Origin of the sequence: Pectinatus haikarae, assembly GCF_050916305.1 — a bacterium.
Lineage (GTDB): Bacteria > Bacillota > Negativicutes > Selenomonadales > Selenomonadaceae > Pectinatus > Pectinatus haikarae.
The window spans coordinates 1,874,550-1,894,944 of sequence record NZ_CP116940.1 but is presented as its reverse complement, the minus strand read 5'-3'; the positions used below and the strand labels follow the sequence as shown (position 1 = coordinate 1,894,944).

22 protein-coding genes are annotated in these 20,395 nt (G+C 39.3%); 4 read left to right on the top strand and 18 right to left on the bottom strand.

From position 1 onward, the window contains the following. From NXG61_RS09355 to NXG61_RS09345, 3 genes are read right to left on the bottom strand one after another with little or no spacing between them, the layout of a single operon-like run. Positions 1–705 (bottom strand): Stp1/IreP family PP2C-type Ser/Thr phosphatase, encoded by a 705-nt coding sequence (locus tag NXG61_RS09355; protein WP_196605935.1) that lies wholly within the window; start codon positions 703–705, stop codon positions 1–3. Positions 706–710: 5 nt separating this feature from the next. After that, complete coding sequence (locus NXG61_RS09350) at positions 711–1,145, bottom strand: FHA domain-containing protein (RefSeq protein ID WP_196605934.1); 435 nt, start codon at positions 1,143–1,145, stop codon at positions 711–713. Further along, entirely contained in the window at positions 1,145–1,891 is a 747-nt protein-coding gene (locus NXG61_RS09345; protein WP_196605933.1) for an FhaA domain-containing protein, read from the bottom strand. Before NXG61_RS09345 ends, NXG61_RS09350 begins: the two co-directional genes overlap by 1 nt. Before the next feature lie 214 nt (positions 1,892–2,105). On the opposite strand from NXG61_RS09345, the gene rbr reads away from it, so the two are divergent. Beyond that, entirely contained in the window at positions 2,106–2,639 is a 534-nt protein-coding gene (gene rbr / locus NXG61_RS09340) for a rubrerythrin (protein ID WP_196605932.1), read from the top strand. A gap of 95 nt (positions 2,640–2,734) precedes the next feature. On the opposite strand, the gene NXG61_RS09335 is transcribed toward rbr, so the two are convergent. The 13 genes from NXG61_RS09335 to NXG61_RS09275 form a co-directional block, all read right to left on the bottom strand. Next, a complete protein-coding gene (locus tag NXG61_RS09335; protein WP_196605931.1) occupies positions 2,735–3,964 on the bottom strand; it encodes an O-acetylhomoserine aminocarboxypropyltransferase/cysteine synthase family protein in 1,230 nt (409 codons plus the stop codon). Beyond that, on the bottom strand, positions 3,964–4,206 hold the full coding sequence (locus tag NXG61_RS09330) for a sulfurtransferase TusA family protein (protein WP_196605930.1): 243 nt from the start codon (positions 4,204–4,206) through the stop codon (positions 3,964–3,966). Before NXG61_RS09330 ends, NXG61_RS09335 begins: the two co-directional genes overlap by 1 nt. Further along, on the bottom strand, positions 4,203–5,066 hold the full coding sequence (locus NXG61_RS09325; RefSeq protein WP_307222176.1) for a 4Fe-4S binding protein: 864 nt from the start codon (positions 5,064–5,066) through the stop codon (positions 4,203–4,205). The genes NXG61_RS09330 and NXG61_RS09325 overlap by 4 nt, the downstream gene beginning before the upstream one ends. Positions 5,067–5,078: 12 nt before the next feature. Next, the gene (locus NXG61_RS09320) at positions 5,079–5,486 is read right to left on the bottom strand and encodes a M67 family metallopeptidase (RefSeq protein ID WP_307222178.1); all 408 of its coding nucleotides are present in this window, start codon (positions 5,484–5,486) and stop codon (positions 5,079–5,081) included. A gap of 4 nt (positions 5,487–5,490) precedes the next feature. Then, positions 5,491–6,303: a HesA/MoeB/ThiF family protein gene (locus tag NXG61_RS09315; protein WP_307222179.1), complete on the bottom strand. Its 813-nt coding sequence runs from the start codon at positions 6,301–6,303 to the stop codon at positions 5,491–5,493. Further along, positions 6,300–6,509: a sulfur carrier protein ThiS gene (gene thiS / locus NXG61_RS09310; RefSeq protein WP_196605927.1), complete on the bottom strand. Its 210-nt coding sequence runs from the start codon at positions 6,507–6,509 to the stop codon at positions 6,300–6,302. The genes NXG61_RS09315 and thiS overlap by 4 nt, the downstream gene beginning before the upstream one ends. 224 nt (positions 6,510–6,733) lie before the next feature. Continuing rightward, entirely contained in the window at positions 6,734–7,141 is a 408-nt protein-coding gene (locus NXG61_RS09305; protein WP_196605926.1) for a cupin domain-containing protein, read from the bottom strand. A gap of 96 nt (positions 7,142–7,237) precedes the next feature. Beyond that, entirely contained in the window at positions 7,238–7,741 is a 504-nt protein-coding gene (locus NXG61_RS09300) for a flavodoxin (RefSeq protein WP_196605925.1), read from the bottom strand. Between the two features lie 26 nt (positions 7,742–7,767). Beyond that, positions 7,768–8,304: a flavodoxin family protein gene (locus tag NXG61_RS09295; protein ID WP_196605924.1), complete on the bottom strand. Its 537-nt coding sequence runs from the start codon at positions 8,302–8,304 to the stop codon at positions 7,768–7,770. 155 nt (positions 8,305–8,459) lie between these two features. After that, positions 8,460–9,752, bottom strand: a complete 1,293-nt coding sequence (locus NXG61_RS09290) for an MATE family efflux transporter (protein ID WP_196605923.1) — start codon at positions 9,750–9,752, stop codon at positions 8,460–8,462. 204 nt (positions 9,753–9,956) lie between these two features. After that, positions 9,957–10,994, bottom strand: a complete 1,038-nt coding sequence (locus NXG61_RS09285; protein WP_196605922.1) for a DUF362 domain-containing protein — start codon at positions 10,992–10,994, stop codon at positions 9,957–9,959. Between the two features lie 369 nt (positions 10,995–11,363). Then, positions 11,364–12,272, bottom strand: coding sequence for a LysR family transcriptional regulator (locus NXG61_RS09280; protein WP_307222184.1), 909 nt, complete (start codon positions 12,270–12,272; stop codon positions 11,364–11,366). Positions 12,273–12,349: 77 nt separating this feature from the next. Continuing rightward, positions 12,350–13,084 (bottom strand): hypothetical protein, encoded by a 735-nt coding sequence (locus NXG61_RS09275; protein WP_196605920.1) that lies wholly within the window; start codon positions 13,082–13,084, stop codon positions 12,350–12,352. Between the two features lie 166 nt (positions 13,085–13,250). On the opposite strand from NXG61_RS09275, the gene NXG61_RS09270 reads away from it, so the two are divergent. After that, the gene (locus NXG61_RS09270) at positions 13,251–14,105 is read left to right on the top strand and encodes a LysR family transcriptional regulator (protein WP_196605919.1); all 855 of its coding nucleotides are present in this window, start codon (positions 13,251–13,253) and stop codon (positions 14,103–14,105) included. Positions 14,106–14,138: 33 nt separating this feature from the next. Here NXG61_RS09270 and NXG61_RS09265 read toward each other — a convergent pair whose 3' ends face one another. Together NXG61_RS09265 and NXG61_RS09260 are read right to left on the bottom strand one after the other, a co-directional pair. Beyond that, a complete protein-coding gene (locus NXG61_RS09265) occupies positions 14,139–17,273 on the bottom strand; it encodes an efflux RND transporter permease subunit (RefSeq protein WP_307222187.1) in 3,135 nt (1,044 codons plus the stop codon). Between the two features lie 13 nt (positions 17,274–17,286). Beyond that, the gene (locus NXG61_RS09260; protein ID WP_307222189.1) at positions 17,287–18,474 is read right to left on the bottom strand and encodes an efflux RND transporter periplasmic adaptor subunit; all 1,188 of its coding nucleotides are present in this window, start codon (positions 18,472–18,474) and stop codon (positions 17,287–17,289) included. 92 nt (positions 18,475–18,566) lie between these two features. Between NXG61_RS09260 and NXG61_RS09255 the strand changes: the two genes are divergently transcribed. After that, on the top strand, positions 18,567–19,403 hold the full coding sequence (locus NXG61_RS09255; RefSeq protein WP_307222192.1) for a MerR family transcriptional regulator: 837 nt from the start codon (positions 18,567–18,569) through the stop codon (positions 19,401–19,403). 119 nt (positions 19,404–19,522) lie between these two features. Next, a complete protein-coding gene (locus NXG61_RS09250; protein WP_196605916.1) occupies positions 19,523–20,359 on the top strand; it encodes an MBL fold metallo-hydrolase in 837 nt (278 codons plus the stop codon). Positions 20,360–20,395: the final 36 nt, after the last annotated feature.

Genomic DNA, 20,395 nt, shown 5'->3' with positions numbered 1-20,395 from the left:
TCAAAACTCCACCACTATTGCAGTTACATTGTCTGTTCCGCCATTTTTCACAGCTTTATTTATAAGACAGGCCGCCTTATTTTCTATATTTTTATCAAGCAGCACATGCTCTATTTTATCATTTTCAACCATGTTAGTTAATCCGTCTGTTGTCAGCAGGAGCACGTCTCCTGCTGACACCGAAAATTCGCCGGTATCAATCTCAATCCTGCTGTCAACACCTACTGCCCGCGTCAAAATATTCTTTTGCGGGTGATGCAATGCCTCCTCCGCAGTTATAGTCCCATTTCTGACCCACATATCCACCAGTGAATGGTCTGTCGTAATTTGAGTCAAATTTCCGCCATGCAGAAAATATATGCGGCTGTCGCCAATATGTGCCCATATTGCTTTTTTCTCCCAAACATACACTATACTGGCTGTCGTTCCCATACCCGCAAGGCGTTCATCTGCATCAGCCTTTTTAAGAATAGCAGCATTTGCCCCTGCAATAATCTTTTTCAATAATCCTTCATTGCAGACATCACCCTGCTGCTGCCGTAAAATACGTGATGCCTCTTCAATCAGAAGTCTGCTGGCTACTTCACCTGCCGCATGTCCCCCCATTCCATCAGCGACAGCAAAAGCATACGGTTCAAGGCAGATATAGCTGTCTTCATTGTTCTTTCTGACCAATCCCACATTACTGCCATGTGTCACATGCATTATTATCACCTCTCGAATCTGAATATCGTCGTTCCGATTTTTATAATATCTTCATTCTGCAGAAAAATTTTATTATCCAACTCTGTTTCATTTACATATGTACGATTACGGCTATGCAGATCTTCAATCTGATATTGGTTTTTTATAGGACTGATGACCGCATGATGATGTGATACATAGGCATCAGACAGTACTATATCATTATCGGGGCCTCTCCCTAAGGTCAGCATGTCGCTGAATAAAATCCGCTTATTTAAAAGCCGTTCATCATATGACTGCAATATAAGCAAAGCAACCTTCTTCTCTGCATGTGCCTCGTTTTTACTGTATGCCTTCTCACGTATATCAAAATACATCGCCCGCATCGTTTTATAAACAAATGCACATATACAAAACAAAAGTGCATACTCCAATGCTGTAATTAATATCTTTATCGTCATTAAAGCACCTCATAAACCATCTGTGTATGTCCCATATCTATTATATCCTTATCTTTGAGACATGATGCAGAAATTTTTCTGCCATTCACAAATGTACCGTTCAAGCTATTTGCATCATATAAAATATGTCTGCATTTTTCAAAAGATATATATGCGTGCAACCTTGAAACATTGGGATCAGTAAGTAAAAATTCGTTTTCTTCCCGTCTCCCCATATGGATCTGCTGACTGCCGATATCCAGATGAGCGTCTATATCCTTTCCCTCAGTTACTGTGAGCACAGCATAGACATGCTCAGAAGGCATTGCGGCAGTTTCCTTTATAGTAGGTTTTTGAATAACAATAGTTTTTTCGGCAACATCACAAATTTCTTTATCTTTTTCCTCATCTTTCATATAGGCCGCACGAATATCGCAGCTGCCTTTTTTCATTTCATTATTTTTGCTGAATTTAATAAATGGGGCATCTTCAATAAACAGATCCTGCCGCATTACACTGCACACTATGTATTCGTACAGCATTTCTCGCGATTTGCGTGAGCAGATACGCCCATAATCTATTTCACTCATCAAGATTTCATAATAATTGGGCGCGAATGACATACCATTTATTTTCGTTCTATTGCGATTTATAATATGAGCAATATTTTTTTGTATTTCCGCAAACTGAAGATCACTGGCAAATTTACGATTAAAAAAACCTTCTATATGCTTTTCCAAAAAAGTTTCCATTTTCGAAAACGACATCTTCATCGCCCCGTTACTTTTCGTAATTTTAATACTCCTATTATATGCAATATTATACATCAAGTCAAAGTAAATAAAGCATACGCTCTTGACAATTAAAGTGTATGATATATAATACTAATCAATAATAGTTTTCCGTTTTTTATTATCAGCTAAAGATTGGTAATTAAATTTGCCAACTATATATAATTTTTTATTATAGGAGAGATTAAGAATGGAATTAAAAGGATCAAAGACTGAACAAAATTTATTAGCAGCATTTTCCGGTGAATCCCAGGCACGCAATAAGTACACATTTTATGCAGCTCAGGCAAAAAAAGACGGCTATCAGCAAATAGCGCAGATTTTTGAAGAAACTGCAGGAAATGAAAAAGAACATGCTAAAATTTGGTTCAAACTGGTACACGGCATCGGTGATACATCCGAAAACTTAAAAGATGCCGCTGCCGGCGAAAATTACGAATGGACAAGCATGTACCCCGGTTTTGCCAAAATAGCCCATGAAGAAGGTTTCGAAAAAATTGCTAAACTTTTTGAAATGGTAGCTTCCATAGAAAAAGAACATGATGAAAGATATCAGCTTCTTTTAAGCAACATAAAAGAAGATACCGTCTTCAAGAAAAATGAAAAAGTGATTTGGATGTGTGCAAATTGCGGTTATGTATGCGAAGCTAAAAAGGCACCCCAAATTTGTCCGGTATGCGATCATCCTCAATCTTTCTTCCAGGTCAGAGCAACAAATTACTAAATAAGTGAACAGACCACCGTTTATTTGATAAAAACTGCCGTACTGCAGAGAATCATACAGTGCGGCAGTTTTTTATTGAGCATTTTTATTTTGATTTATATTTTAGATAAGGCTTGTTTAAAATCGGCCTCAATGTCTTCTATATCTTCAAGCCCGACACAAATTCTTATAAGATCATCATAAACACCTGCATTCATTTTCTGTTCATCACTATCCGCAGCATAAATTGTGGAAGCGGGATGAATGACCAAAGTCTTTGTATCGCCGATGTTTGCTGCATTCAGTGCGTATTTCAAATTATCTATCAATGCAAAGGCTTTTTCCTTTGTGCCGATTCTTATGGTCAATATGGCGCCATATTTATCAGCAAATTGTCTTTTTGCTATTTCATGATCGGGATTATCAGGTAGTCCCGGATAATTTACCGCTTTAATTGTATCGCAGGTCAACAGATATTTTGCCAGTTTATCAGCATTGCTGCACACTCTTTCCATTCTTAATGAAAGCGTATCAAGCCCTATATTTGTCAGATAAGCATTGAAAGGAGCCATACAGCTGCCTATATCCTTAAATAATCCCGCCCGCAGTTTCGCCAGATAACAAAACGGCCCAAACTTGGCAAAATCACCAAAATGCGCAAACTTTTCCTTGTTCCACTTAAAATGCCCGCTGTCGATAATTATTCCGCCTATTGAATTGCCGCCTCCGTTAATAAATTTTGAAACTGAATGGACAACAATATCAGCTCCATGTTTTAAAGGCTGTATCAAATAAGGCGTTGCGGCAGTATTATCAATCATCAACGGTATATTATACTCATGAGCCAGTCGGGCAAAAGCTCCAATATCCGGTACGTCGAGCTTAGGGTTGCCAATAGTTTCTAAAAATATGAGTCTGGTATTATCAGTGATACACTTTTCAATACAATCCGCCGTATTTTCTTTGGCATAAATCGTTTTTACTCCATATGCTGACAGTCCATTAAAAAATGAATAGGTTCCGCCGAAGATACCACTTCCCGAAACAATTTCATCTCCATTTCGCACTATATTCAAAACAGCAAGAGATATAGCCGCCATCCCCGATGAACAAGCTGCCGATCCAACTCCTCCTTCAAGCAATGTCATGCGGCGTTCAAAATAATCAATTGTTGGATTATTCACACGCGTATAGACAAATCCCGGTTTTTTTCCTGAAAAAATTTTTTCCATTTCATAGGCACTTTGATGATTAAATGCGGCAGACTGGTATATGGGTGGTGTTGTTGCCCCTGTTTCAGCGTTAGGGCCGACATTACCGTGTAAAAGCTTAGTAGTAAATTTCATCAAAGACCACCCTTTTCAACGAATATGGTGAATGTACCATCTTCATTGTCATTTACCTCAATAACTTTATGACCTTCATCTTTAAAACTGCGCGGAACATTTAATATAGGTTCCCCTTCATTCATCTTAATTCCCAGGATCTGCCCGTCTTCAAGATCCTCTATGCTCATCTTTGCTTTTACAAAAGTAACCGGACATACTACATCCGTTATATCTACAAAATCATCTGCTTTTATACTCATAATACTTCTTTTAGCTCCTTTTCCAATAAATGCCAGCCTACTCTGTCCAAAGTATTGGCAAATCGTTCCCCTTTTCTTGCATTTTCTTCAAAAAAGGTCAGTGTTGCGTCAATAATTTTATATAAAATATCAGTCGAAAAAATCAAGGGAAGCAATCTTTTGCCCACTGTTATCCTGTTTCCGTACAAACCACCGAATGAGACAATAAAACCAGGGTCTCCAGACCACGCAGAAGTTGGGCATACCTTCAAACATTTGCCGCAGTAAATGCACTTTTCCATATCAAAAGTTAAATTTTTATCCTTTTTATTGACCTCTATGGCCTTCCCTGGACAAATTATCTGGCAAAGACCGCAAAATGTACATACTTTATCATTCCACGCCGGTCTTACACCGCCCTTTATTCCCAAATCATTTTCTTCAGCCTTCAGACAGTTATTGCAGCATCCTGTAACACCAAATTTAAATTTATGCGGCAATTCCCTGCCACCGTAACGTTTTTCCAATTGTGCGGCCACATCCACTGTATCAATAAGGCCTGAAGGACATATTTTATTGCCCTGACACGCTGTTATCGTTCTTACTCTCGGGCCGCATACTCCCACCTGTACACCACCCTGAGCCAGTTCCTGCTTTACCTGATCTACATTATCAATATTTATAAAAGGTATCTCCACTCCCTGACGTGATGTCAGGTGTATATAACCGTGTCCATATTTTTCTGCAACTTCCTGAATTGTTTTCAGCTGCTGTGCAGTCAAATGCCCACCGACAGATTTAAGCCGCATAGAAAAATACCCTTTTTGTATCTGACGCATAAAGCCGCCTTTTTTAAGTTCCTTATAATCAACATTCCCCACTAACTTTTCCCCCTATAATATATTTATGGATTCCTCACTGGAAATCTTATTTTCTATTTTAAAACTTCTTAATATGGGGTCTTTCTCTGCCAAGGATAAAATCAAATAACTCATCAGCGGATCAAAAGCCAACCTTTTATCTTCCTCTGACGGTCTTGACGGAGATGACGGATGACTATGAAAATTACCGATCAATACATATCCATGCTTTCTCATATTTTTAACAGCTGCAAATTGTTCTTTGGCATCCATTGAAAAATGCTCCGGGCTGTGATCAAGATTAGTCAGAAAATATATTTTTTCAATAATACGTTTCTCATTTTTTATATATCCGCCAAGAAGGCCGCAGGCCTCTTCAGGCAGATTGCCGCGAGCGTATTCCACAATACTTTGAAATTGGTCTTTTTTTAAAATAATCATTATATCACCTTTTAAATTCGCATTGGGGCTGATCATAATCTATCAATTCCGTAATGGTAGGATGGTCACCGCACACACCGCATTTATGATTATGCGGAATTTTTATCTTTCTAAACTCCATATTGAGAGCATCATATGTCAATAAATAACCGTTCAGCAGGCTGCCAATACCCAAAACATATTTTATCGCCTCAGTGGCCTGAATGGTACCGATTATTCCTCCCATAACTCCAAGAACTCCAGCCTGTTTACATGTTGGAACAGCATCGGCGGGAGGCGGTGTCTGAAATACACAACGGTAGCAAGGCCCTTTTCCCGGAAGATAAGTCATAGTCTGCCCTTTAAAACGGATGATGCCCGCATGCGAAAAGGGTTTTTGCAGCATCACGCAGGCATCATTGATCAAAAATTTTGCCGGAAAATTATCAGTACCATCAATAATGAAGTCATAATCCTTATCTTTGATTATGTCTTTGATATTGGCAGCAGTTATTATTTCTTCATAGGTTGTCACATTTACGTCCGGATTCATTTTATTTATTGTTTCTCTGCCTGATTGCACTTTGGGTTTATCTACATCGTCGGTAAAGTGTATTATCTGGCGCTGCAGATTGGAAAGCTCTACCGTATCAAAATCAACAAGACCTATATTGCCTATTCCTGCCGCAGCCAAAAACATAGCTGCAGGTGCACCCAGCCCGCCTGTTCCTATAATGAGCACCTTAGATGACAGCAATTTTTTTTGTCCCTTGCCGCCTACTTCTTTTAAAATAATATGGCGTGAATAACGCTGCATTTGTTCGTTGGTAAGATTCATAAACTCCCACCACCCATAAAATAAAGATATTCGACTGTGTCGCCATCATTTACCAATTTGTCGGTGAAATCACTGCGATCAACAAATTCATCATTGATCTGGACAGTTACATATTCAGGAGTCTCTGCATGCGTAACAACAAGCAGTTCCTCAACAGTAACAGCCTTCTCCAAAGTAATTTTTTCTCCATTAACAGTTATTTTCATATTTTATCCTCCTAAGTATATTACCTGAAATACAAACAAAAAAGGCTAGGAAAGCAGACGGAAAACACATCTGATTTCCTAGCCTTTAGTTTTCTAATTAGCTGGAAAATAATTATATATAGGATATCATTACATTTAAGAACTGTCAATGTACTGCTTTAATGGTAAATCTCCTCATAAGGCAATCTTCAAGAATTTACCTGAACAAAACATTTTATTATAAATTATTTTAATTTCCCGTATTCATCATCAGGTACTGGTTCACACCATTCATTTGAAGTTTCTTCGCCCGAAACCTCAATAGCCAAATGAGCAAACCAGCTATTCGGCGACGCACCATGCCAGTGCTTTACATTCGCAGAAATGTGCACCACATCTCCCGGATGCAATTCCTGCGCTGCTTTGCCCCACTCCTGATAATAGCCTGTTCCTGCCGTAACAAGAAGAATTTGTCCGCCGCCAGATTTTGCATGATGTATATGCCACCAATTGCGGCACCCCGGTTCAAAAGTTACATTTCCTACAACTACCTGATCCAATGACAACATATTTAAATAACTCTGTCCTGTAAAATATTTTGCGTATGCATCGTTCTTTTTCCCTATTGGGAATATACTTAATTCTTTCATCATCAAATACCTCCTGAGCCAATATTAATATTCATCCTCATCAGTTGCCATACCTGATGATCAATAAAGTACGGTCTGAAAAATATAAATTCTTTTATTTCACCCTAAAAGAATATTTCTCACTCGCGTAATCCATGCCCCAACTTCATCTTCTCCTGTTTCCATATGGTTTCCGCCGCTGGAATCAAAACGAACTTCCATTTCTTGAGCAAATTCAGCTCCCTGGCAGGCTATTTTTATATCGTTAATAATATGCCCCGGCCAACCGCCGTTGGTAATGAAAGGGACTACTATTTTACCATTCCAGTCCCGGTTATCTAAAAACGAAGCTACGGCAGGAGCCATTGTATACCACCAGGTCGGCGTGCCTACCGCAATGATATCATAATTCTTCAGGTCGACTGCCATTGATTTTATTTCAGGCTTAAATCCACGATTGACCTCTTCTTTCCCCTGTTCTACAACATCCTCATAGCTTCCGCTGTAAGGCTTTACCATTTCTATGCGTGCAATCTCAGAAGCCGTGGCCTCTTGCAGCTGTTTTGCTATTTTTTCTGTATTTCCATTTGACCATGAATAATACACTACTATCATCTTACTCATATTTCTCTCCGTCTCATCAGTTTATTTTATACATTTTTTCCCATCTCATAGGCTTCCTGCATTGCTTTGGTGCCTTCAATATCGCCAATATTCCATGCGCCAACTCCGTAAATAACACCCTTTTCTCTGGCACCATCAAGACAGTCAGCAAATCCGCGAAAACATTCAATAGTCCGCTGCATCATCGAAATACTTGTATCTGCTGCCGCAATAATAAAATACAATTCTTTATTTCTGATTTCTGTGTAGCGTGCAACAGTTCGATCAATCAAAGTCTTCATCTGTGCATCCAATGTATAAAAATAAACAGGTGATGCCATAACAATGACATCAGCCGCAATCATCATCTCTAGAATTTCTGCCATATCATCCTGGTGAACGCATTTTCCTCTATCTCTGCATGCATAACAGGCAGTACAATAATTGATTTTCTTATCTCTAAGAAAAATTTTCTCAACTTCATTTTCTTCATCTCTTGCGCCTCGCACAAATTGGGCACAAAGGATATCTGAATTTCCTCCTCTGCGCGGGCTGGCAGATAAAACCAATACTTTTTTACACATATAATTCCTACTCTCACAAATATAATTTTACAGATTATCTCGACAATACAGCCGCTTTACAAGATTGCTCATACACCTGTAACTCCATATAGCATCTTCTCTGCAGAATTTCTATCACTCTTTCATGAATCCATCTACAATACGGCCAAGCACTTCTAAATCACCTTATAATGTGTCCATGTATCGCGCAGATAGCGTATCAAAAAAATTACTGCCTTGATCAGCCAGTCAATAAACATGGCTATCCAAGTACCGAACATTCCCATCCCAAAATCAATTGCAAGCACATAGGACAAAGCAATGCGGCTAAAAATCATGGAAAGTGTCCCTATTACCATTGGAAATTTTGCATCTCCCGCAGCACGGAATGCAACAGGCAGCGTGTACGCCAATGGCCAAATTAAAATTTCGATAAGAGCATGAGCCCAAACAATTTTATATGCCATCGCAGTAGCTTCCGAAGATAATCCATAAACATCCATAATTGCCGGCAGAAGTGCTATAACAACAGCACAGCTTACAATTTGGGCTGCATAAACAATCCCCATGATCTTTTTTGTATAATATCTTGCCTGTTCATAATCTCCGGCACCGACGCATCGTGCAATGACAACAGTCATTCCAAAACCAATCGCCATACCGGGTAAGGCTTCAAACATAACAATAGTGCCGCCGACGGCATTTGCAGCAATAGCAGCCGTACCGAAAGTAGCAACCAAGCTTAATACAACAATGCGTCCAAAATAAAAAAGTCCGTTTTCTAACCCATAGGGAATACCTATGCTGAGGATCTGCCTGATTAATTTTAAATTGCATTTATATTTCAACGTTCGCGCAAGATAAAGTGATTGACGCCGATCCATGGCAAATACCAGAACAATAACAGCAGCAGCAATACGAGCCAATAAAGTGGGAATAGCCACACCCTCCACGCCAAAATGAAATCCGTAAATAAGAACAGCGTTTCCTGCCGCATGGGCAATATTCATAGCAAGCATGATCAGCATGGGAAGTCTGGCGTTTCCCATGGTCCTGAAAATAGCGGCTCCGGCATTATACAATGCCAAAAAAGGAATAGAAAGTGCTGTAATCATGAGATAGCGTTCAGCATTATCTTCCACGGCAGCGGTTATCTGTCCAAAAATAACATGCAGTATAAAAGGTTTCAGCAAATATATACAGCACATAATCAGTAATGATGAAATACCGGCAAACCAGACCAACTGATTTGCCGTATTTCTTGCTTCATTTTCTTTTTGCGAGCCTAAATATTGCCCGGCCACCACCGCACCTCCGGTTGACAAAGCCGCGAAAAGACTGATTAAAAGAGCCATAACAAAATCGACAAGCGAAACCCCTGATACTGCCGCTTCTCCGACAGAAGCAGCCATGATCGAATCCGCCAGTCCTACAAGGTATTCGAGAAATTGTTCAATAATTATTGGCAAAAATAGTCTAAATATATCATGATTACTAAAAAATTTTGTTTTCATTAAAGTATGGTTGGTACTCCCTTCGGCAATTGATGAAAAATAGAGCAATTCATTCGTATTATTTCATGTCAGCTTCAAATTTGACTGCGTTTTATATATTTTGAAAACAAAACCTTTACTTTTTTATTTTAAGCACGGCACTGTACCCGGCAGACCGGATTAATCGATAGAAATCAGCTCATACTTATCATTGCCCATCTTCAGCTTGCGCATAGCATCTAGCTGATGCAAGCCATGCCGTGATTCCATACGTTCCACAAGATCATGTTTTTCATTTTCCGGTTTAGCATAGACCATATCTACCGATGCCTGATCAATCGCCAGAATATCGGTTGACACCAAAATCCCTATATCAGAAATTTTTGGTTCAGCTGCGCTCACTCCGGCGCAATCACAGTCCACCGACATGCGGCGCAGAACATTTATAAATATAATATGTTTGCCGAAATAATCCACCGTTGCTTTACCGGCATCAGCCATATTTTCCATAAACAATTCTTTCGTTACCATGGAATCACTCCAATCCTGAGCTTGTGGTGCCGTTGATTTTTTAAAACCGTGAACTTGGCGTTTACCGATCTTTCCATCCGCACAGCCAATAGCTATATTTTTAAGCGACCCGCCAAAGCCGCCCATGGCATGTCCTTTAAAATGAGTAAGCACAATCATTGAATCATAGTTTACAATATGCCCGCCCATTGATACTTCATTGAGATGAAGAGCATTTCGAACCGGCAGCATGACCGTGCCTTCTTCATCCATAATATCCACCGGACAAAAAGTCCAGCCATTAACATCCAATGTTTTACGGTGTTTTTCAGTTGTATCCCGATCACCCGTATACATAGTATTTGTTTCAACGATCGCGCTGTCAGGAATATGCGCTTGAAATGCTTTTACTATATCGCGCGGCAAAATATTCGGCCCATGCTGTTCACCTGTATGCAGCTTGATGGCAACTTTCCCATATATGCCTTCATTCATTTGGTCATACAAACGAACCAAATGGTCTGCATCAATCTGCTGCGTAAAATAAACTTTTGCTGTCGAACCGACTGTATTTCCACCTGTCACTTCCGTACTGCCGACAACCGGCGCCTGTGCCAATGATTTTTCCAATCCACCTAAACCTGAAAAAGCTGTCCCGACAGCTGCAGCACCAGCCAACTTCATAAACCCCCGCCTCGAAATCCCCATAACTAATACCCCCTGTTTTTATAAATTCTTTGATTTTACTGTGTATAAATTTATCGTATCACTTGGAGTTAACTCCATTGCAAGCATTTTTAAAAACAAAAATAGAAAAACCTTAAAAATTTTGTATATCCTTTTAATTCGCCTTTTGACAATTACCCCCGCCCCCGTGCAATCATGCGGAGGATCTGCTTATATTCACCTACACACCCAAATTCTTGCAGAAGTCTTAATACTCTTCTATTTTATGCCTTCCAATGATTTGGAACAATTCGGATTTTGCATATTATCCATAAGAAAAACTTATCTATTTTGTCACAAAAGAAAAAGACCTGCCGCGGCAAGTCTTTCTATCAGCGCATCTCTATAATTTTAGAAAGCTTTATTGCATGCCTCTGCCAAGAAATTTTTTTTCAAAAGAACCGCGAAATTTTCCATATAATTTTTCACTGCATCCACCCGCCAAAATGCATAGTATTCGCGGCACACCGGCTTTCCATTCCAAATGATAGGAATATGACGGACCACCAATTCTTTATCTGTCGGCTCTTGAATGAACTCAAGCGGCATAAATCCTTTTCCCGACACCACCATTAAATGCGCTTCCTCCAAACTATCCGCAAAAACAAAATCACTTTTAACACCTATATATTCCCGATAAAAGGATTCTTCATGTGCTTCCTCTTCTTTAGAAGAAACAATGATGCATGGCAAATTTTTTAAATCTGCCATAGTAACCACTGCTAATTCGGCAAGAGAATTTTGTACCGCAAGCTCCGCATAAAATTTTTTTTTAGTCAGATAATAATTCACATATTGATTAGAAGGTGTGCGGCGAAGATCGCTGATCACTATATCGGCCTTTCCTGTACGTAAAAATTCATAGAGCTCCTCATGCGCACCATCCAGTGTCTGCAAAGCTACTTCCGGATATTTAACCCGAAATTCCGCTATTGACTGCCGCAGCTCATTTCCCCGATAATATTTCAAATAGCCGATTGCAAGATCATGTACCGCACCTTTCGCAATTTGAATCGTCTCCGCCCAAAGATGATCAAAATCATTCACCAGCACTAAACTCTTCTTATAAAAAAACTCTCCTGCCGGTGTCAAAAAGAATTTACGTTTTTTCCGTTCCAAAAGTTTCACGCCGAGCTCTCTCTCTAATGCTTGAATTTGCTGAGAGATCGCCGACTGGGAAATATAGCATTCTTCTGCCGCCTCTGTAAAATTCTGACAGCGTACAACTGCTTGAAAATATTTTATCTGCTTTATCAACAAAATCCACCTCCATGTCATATTCAGTATACGACCTGGATCACACTATAAGTCAATAGAATATTATATTTATTAAAAAATCAGCAGATCAATTCCGGCTCAAAAAGCAGTCGTGCCAGATGAATCCCATATTTTCCCCCTAAATTCAATCCGCGGATACAGTAATGACAATATGCCACTGCTTTCTCTGTGGTGATTTGGGAACAATATACTTCCATGATCTGTTTCTTTTCTTCTGCTGTATGCTCCTGAAACAATCCCTTTGCTCCCGCTAAGAAGCGTTTAGGCGCCAATTTGGGATTTCTCGGCGGCTGCGGCTGATAAAGAGAGTATCCACAAAATTTTGTTTGACTGTAATTTTCATCCAGCTCAACAATATTTATGTTCATGTGCCGCATAAGCGCCCGCACAGCATCCTGCTCTGCTTTATTTTCTTTTGACCGCCAGCAATCTTGTATTGTCATTTTTTCTCCGTGATAATTCGGATAAGGAAAACTCTTATCCTGTAAAATCAGTTCCCATATTGATAACCGTTTGATTTCAGGATAACGTTCTTCAAAAACAGCAGAACAATTATGGCAAATCGATATCATTGTACCTGCCGACGCATATTCTAAGAAATGAGGTATAGACTGCCATTCAGCTTGATACCATTGCGGCATTTTTTCTGTAAATTCTTTTACTTTATAGTTGGCCGTACAGCAACGAATAGATGATATAGCAAATTTATCTTTTACATAGGTCTGTACTTTTTTACTCAACGCAGGTTCTTCTTCAGTAAATACACAGCTTGCAACATAAAAATCATTTTTCATAACATGCGCGCCCCTTTGCACAATTCATTATGCTATTATTTTGTCCATCAAGAATTGATATTTTAAACTTTTCTGCTCTGTCTTTACAAATCATCATTATTATATATAATAATGATATATAAATATATCTAAATACAATATATATTATAAAAGGCGGTTTTGCAAGATGGACTTACAAGTCTTAAAATATTTTTCTGCAGTTTCCCATGAGGGGAGTTTCCTTCGTGCCTCACAAAAATTAAACTATGCTCAATCCAATCTCTCCACAAAAATTAAAAATTTAGAAAAAGAGTTTGCCGTTAAACTTTTTCATCGCACATCCCAAGGTGTAACATTAACAGAAAAAGGCGAGCTTTTATTGGCATACGCAGATAAACTTCTCCAACTTTCCTACGATACTGAAAATGCTATGCATTCCACAGACACAACTAAGCAGACGCTTTCTATCAGTACCATGGAGTCGGCTGCTGTCACGTTTGTACCGGATATTCTTATCAAATATCATCAAGCTAATCCTGAGATCGCTTTGACAATAAATACAGATATATCAAAACGTTCTCTTGCTAAACTTCTGGAGCATACTATTGATGGTGCCTTTGTTGCCGGAGCAACAAGGCATGAAAAATTATCCTCTGTCATTGTCAGGGATGAAGAACTGTCCCTGATTACAAATAACACGCTGAAGAACATTTCAACAAAACAGCTTCTTCAGCAGCCTCTTTTAGTATTTCCTCAAGGCTGTTCTTACCGGCAGATTTTAGAAAACTGGCTGGAAGATGAACAATTAGTTCCTGCCAGGATCATAGAATTCAATTCGTTGAGCGCTCTTTTTGCCAGCATCAGTGCGGGGCTTGGCATCGGTCTTTTTCCCAAAGATTCCGCAGATTCTTTCACAAGCGATCAGATTCTTTTTTGTCATGAAATTCCTGAAAAATATCGTTATATTTCCGTGAAATTTGTTTGGCGCAAAAAAAGCTGGATGAATCTTTCTTTGCAAAAATTCATCCAGCTCTTTTCCTAAAATCTTGTCTTTATTTTTTCTTTTCAGTATATATTACGATATATTACGGCGAAAAACATTCCATTTGGCAACAATAGTTTCAACTGTAATAAACAATACGGGAATCAAAAAAATGCCGATCGCCGTTGCGAAAATCATCCCGCCAACAACGGCAATTCCCATTCCGTTTCGCGCTCCTGCTCCAGCTCCTTCTGCCAAGGCCAACGGCATACAGCCAAAAATAAATGCAAATGAAGTCATCAGTATCGGCCGCAAGCGAAGTCCAGCAGCTGTGACCGCAGCACGGACAGGATCTATTCCTTTGTCAACGCGTACTTTGGCAAATTCAACAATCAAAATAGCATTTTTTGCTGCAAGACCAATAATCATGATAACCCCTATCTGCATATAAATACTATTTGGCTGCGCCATCACAAGTTCCGAAAACAATGCTCCAAAAATCCCCGTTGGTACTGTCAAAAGCACCGCATAAGGTATGCTCCACGATTCATAAAGTGCCGCAAGACACAAGAAGACAAATACAAATGCCAGTGCCAATATTTTAAAAGCAGCGTCACCGGATGCTTTCTCCTGCCTGCTTTGACCAGACCATTCTATATTGAATCCGACCGGCGCTATTTGCTGTACGACATCTTCCATGGCTTTCAGTGCCTGTCCTGACGAATAACCATCATTTGGATAACCCTGTATATTAATACTGCGGGCTCCGTTGAAGCGCGAAATAATCGAAGCCCCTGTGTTGATTTTTGTTTCTAGCAGTGTATCAAGAGGTACCATGGTGCCCTCGGCATTTTTTACAAAAATAAATTTAGCTGCTTCAAGTTCGCTGCGATAATTCTTATCCGCCTGCAATACCACTTTATAAGTATGTCCAAATTGATTGAAATCATTGATCTGCACACCGCCAAAATTAGCCTGTACCGCTGTAAATACATCAGCCAAATTGATACCAAGATCTTTGACTTTATCACGATCGATAACAAATTCTGCATTTGGTGAATTGATACTGAAAGTTGTTGAAACTTCACGAAGTTCCGGTCGTTGATTGGCTGTCTTGATAATTTGCTTTGTAATGCTGTCAAGCTCTTTATCCGTATGCCCTGACATATCCTGCAGCTGCAAAGAAAACCCGCTTATCATACCAAGTCCCGGTAAAGATGGCGGATTCATAGCAACCACCATCGCTTCAGGAATATTTTCTGCGCCTTCTTCATTGACTTTTGCGACCTGTGCATCCACCTTCAGCTTCACATCTTTTCGGTCCGCCCATGGTGCTAACGAAATAAACATCGTCCCCGCATTGGCTTTTTGGCCATTGGATAATGCATCAAAACCTATTATTTCCATGACATCTGTAACTCCGGAAGAGTCCATAATCTCATCTGCCAGCTTATGCATAGTTTCTGACGTAAGATTCATCGAAGTACCCTCCGGCAAATTAACTGCCGTCATAAAATATCCCTGATCCTCATCCGGCACGAAAGTAGACGGCACAATTTTATAAAGAGCTCCTATCCCTATAATCAATAAAATCAGAAACAATATACAATATTTTGTTTTGCTGATCATCCATATGACCTGTTTCAAATAACTGTGCTTCAACGCATCGAATCCATTGTTGAATTTGGCAAAAAACCGCGCCAGCCTATTGGTTTGTCCTGCTTGTATCCTAGTTTTTAACAGAAGGACACACAAAGAAGGGGTTAATGTTAATGCCACAAACGCCGATAAAGCCATTGATATAGCAATCGTCAGCGCAAATTGTTTATATAAAACTCCCATCATCCCACCAAGGAACGCAGCCGGAATAAAAACAGCTGCAAGAACAAAGGCGATCGCTACCACCGGGCCTTGCACCTCATCCATAGCCCGCTCTGTGGCTTCTCTCACTCCTATCCTATCTTCCTGCATATGATGCTCGACATTCTCTATCACGACTATGGCATCGTCAACAACCAGCCCAATAGCCAGTACCATAGCAAATAAGGTCAGTGTATTGATAGAAAAATCCAGTATGACAAATGCCGCGAGAGTTGCAATTAAGGATACTGGTATTGCAAGGACAGGGATAAGTGTAGCCCGCCAACTCTGTAAAAAAAGATAGACAATAATAATGACAAGAACCAATGCTTCGGCAAACGTGTGCAGTACCTCTTCAATAGAGGCATGAATATATCGCGTACTATCAACGACTTCTTTATATTCCATACCTGGGGGAAAATGTTTTTTTCCCTCTGTCATAATATCCTGTACTGCCTTTACCGTCTGCATGGCATTGGCATCGTTTGTCAGTGAAACCCCAAAGCTGAAAGCTTCTTTCCCATTTTGATAAGCACTAAATGTATTTTCTTTGGCCCCGGTCACAATTCGTGCCACATCTTTGAGCCTAACAAAAGATCCATCGCCCTGTGCTTCCACTACTACATTTTCAAAATCTTTTATCGTCTTCAAACGTCCTTTTATTTTTCCGATATATTGTTTTTCTTGATGCCTTGATGCCGGCATCTGACCGATTGCACCCGCCGGAGCTTGAATGTTTTGTTCTTTAATAGCCGACGTAACATCAGCCACAGTCAAACCGTACATTGCAAGCTTATCGGGATTAAGCCAGACGCGCATGGCATAATCTGCACCATAGGATGCGACATTTCCTACACCCGTGACTCGTTTGATTTTATCCAAAAGATATAAATCTGCATAATTCTTTAAAAAAACACTGTCATATGTGCCTTTCGGTGAATAAAGCGATATCATTAATGCCATATCGGATGATGATTTTCGAGTAGTCACACCGACAGATTGTACATCGCCTGGTAAACTTGCATCAGCAGCCGCCACATTATTTTGGGTTTTAACAGCATCCATATCACCGTCCGTGCCCAATTTAAACACTACCTCAAGACTATATGCTCCGGAAGCGTCAGAATTTGAACTCATATAGTCCATCCCCTGGACACCATTGATTTCAGACTCAATTGTCTGTGCCACTGTTTCATTAACGACAGAAGCATCCGCACCTGTATAATTTGTTGACACTGTAACCGTAGGCGGTGAAATTTCCGGATATTGAGCCACAGGCAATTGTATAGCTGCAATTCCTCCAAGAATAACCATAATCAATGCTATAACAATTGCAAAAACAGGACGCTTGATAAAAAATCGTGACAAGCTAATCTCCCCTTTATGAATCCATATTTGTCTCTGTATCTTCTGTAAGTGAAAAACCCATTTCTTCCGGGATGACCGCACTTGCCTCAACGTTCGTACCGTCCTCTATTTTTACAAGACCTTCGACAATAATTTGATCTTCAGCTTTTATTCCCTCTTCAATAATATAGTAACTGCCGACTTTATCACCAAGTTTCACTTCCCGTGCCTCCGCTTCACCATTGTTATTGACAATATTGACAAATGCTTTATCAAGAAGCTGCTGCACAGCACGCTGCGGTACCAAAATTGCATTTGGTATAACAGGGCCACTTATCCGGACACGTGCAAACATCCCAGGCAGTAAATCATTATCAGGATTCGGAAAGAGTGCCTTAACCGTAAGAGATCCTGTATTTTCTGTAAGTGAACGATCAACGGCAAAGATACTGCCTGGCAATGGATATTCTTTTCCATTGCTCAATATAAGATTTACCGTTTTATTTTCGCCTTCATCATTCCATTCTGAAATTGTTTTAAGATATTCATTTTCACTGATATTAAACTGCACATTAGTCGGATCGCTCGTCCCTACCGTAGCAAGCGTCGTTGAACCAGCTGCCGCATATGTCCCCGCCGGAACATCTTTAAGATCCAGTCTCCCCGATATCGGAGCATAAACCACTGTGTCATCAAGATCTTCCTGCGCTTTTTTTACGAGCGCTTCATTTGCTGCAACAACGGCATTATTTTGACGAACCTGTGACTGCTGCGTTGTCACCTTTTGCTCAGATACAGCACTTGAAGCCAATAATTTTTCATCCCGCGCTAAATCTATTTCCGCATTATGAAGAATTGCCTTAGATTGTTCCAAAGCAGCTCTGGCTGAAAGAAGCGCCGATTCATATTGTCGGGAATCTATTTCATAAAGTGCCTGGCCTTGTCTAACATATTGTCCGCCTTTAACATACTTTTCCTTAATCTTACCTGATATATTCGACTGAATCTTTATCTCATCTTCTGCTTTGACCGTGCCGACATATTTATAAGAAAGCGATATATCTTGCTGCAATGGATGCATAATTTTTACTTTTACTTTTTTTTCATCTGCATGTATTGTATTATCATTGCTATAATAAAAAAATATTACACCCGATAACCCCAAAATTAATATTGAGGCAATTAAGATACGATGATTTTTTATGATTTTTCCAAGTAACAAATTCTATTCTCCTTTGAAATATCTCTTTTTTTCAACCAGATTTCATGATAAACTATCCACTAACAGGACAGTCAACAAGGAGCTGAAAAATTTTGCAAAAAGCATATTTATCTACCGGCGAGTTTGCTAAAATTTGCAATATAAATAAAAAGACCCTCTTCTATTATGCAGAAGAGGGCATTTTTCGACCAGATATTATTGGCAAAAATGGGTACCATTTTTACTCCTATGGACAATTATATATATTCTATGTCATTCGGGCTTTACGGGAAATAGGGCTGTCTATAAAAGAAATTAAGGACTATATAGATAATCGCACCCCGGAAAATCTGCGTGATCTCCTGAAGCTGCAAAGAAAATACCTGCAAAAAGAAATTCAGCATAAACAAAGACTTAACCTCTTGATAAAGAATAAGCTGCAGCTTCTCAAAGAATCGGAGCAGCTTATAATGAACAATGTCAGACTGCAGCATCTTCCGTCTTCAAAATTATTGCTAAGTGAAAATTTCCATGATGAACATGATGAAGCCGCCCAGCATCGCATAGTGCAGCAGCATATAAACTACTGTCTTCAACATAACCTTAATGTAGGATATCAGCTTGGCGCTATGGTCGCCAAGGAAGATATTTTATCCGGAGATTTTCAAAATTACAGCTATTGCTTTACTAAAACTTCCCTTTCCATTAAAGGAGCGGCTCCTGCCTGCGCACAGCGCTTCACTCAGCCGGCAGGATTATATGCTGTTGGTTATTTTCATGGTTCTTATTCCAATAATTACAATGGAGCATATGCAAAAATTTTAAAATTTTTGGAAACCCAGCATTATAAAATCGACGCATTTTCATATGAGGAATCTTTGCTTGATGAAATCAGTATGAATACTGCCGACAACTATGTCACTAGAATAGCCGTAAAGATAAAAACATAACTTTTACATTGGAAGCCCTATGAATTCTAAATTGATCAAATCTGCCCGATATTTTTGTATCTGCCCGCACTTTTCCTGAAAATTTCTCACTCTGCCATCAAAATCAGAAAGGTGAAAATATGAAATTAACAGTACTCGTTGACAACAACACGCTTATTGATCATTATTTTTTAGGCGAACCGGCAGTCTCTTATTATATTGAAGATGAAAATATGAAATTATTATTTGACGTCGGATACACTGATATTTTTTTAAAAAATGCTCAAAAAATGCATATTGCTTTAAATGATATCAGCACAATCGTTATCTCACATGGGCACAATGATCATACCGGTGGTCTGCCTTATTTAATACGACACTGTGCAGATGCCTATACAGAACATGGTAAATACAATAAACCTGAACTTATCGCTCACCCATTGGCTTTCTGTGATAAATACGAAGACAAAAATGAAATAGGCTCACTGATAAAAGAAGATATTTTGAAACGATATTTCAGATTAGTATTGAGCAAATCAGAAATTTGGCTTACGAATAATTTAGTTTTTCTTGGAGAAATAGAAAGAAAAAACGATTTTGAAAACAAAAAGCCAATTGGAAAATTCAGAAATAAAGATCGCGATTTTGATGACTTTCTGTTGGATGATTCTGCTCTGGTATATAAAGCATCCAAGGGCTTAGTCATTATTGCAGGGTGCGCGCATTCAGGTATTTGCAATATTGTGGAAAAAGCAAAAAGTATTTGCCATGATACCAGAATTATTGACATTATTGGCGGATTTCACTTGCTTGGTCCAAGTGAAGAATTACTTCAAAAAACATGTCTGTATATGAAGCAAAATAAAATACAGCATATATCGCCTTGCCATTGCACAGATTTGCAATCAAAAATTGAATTATCCCGAAATTTTCGTATACAAGAAGTCGGTGTGGGACTAACAATAGAATATGTATAAATATACACTGAATGCAAAAATTGATTTAGGAACCCT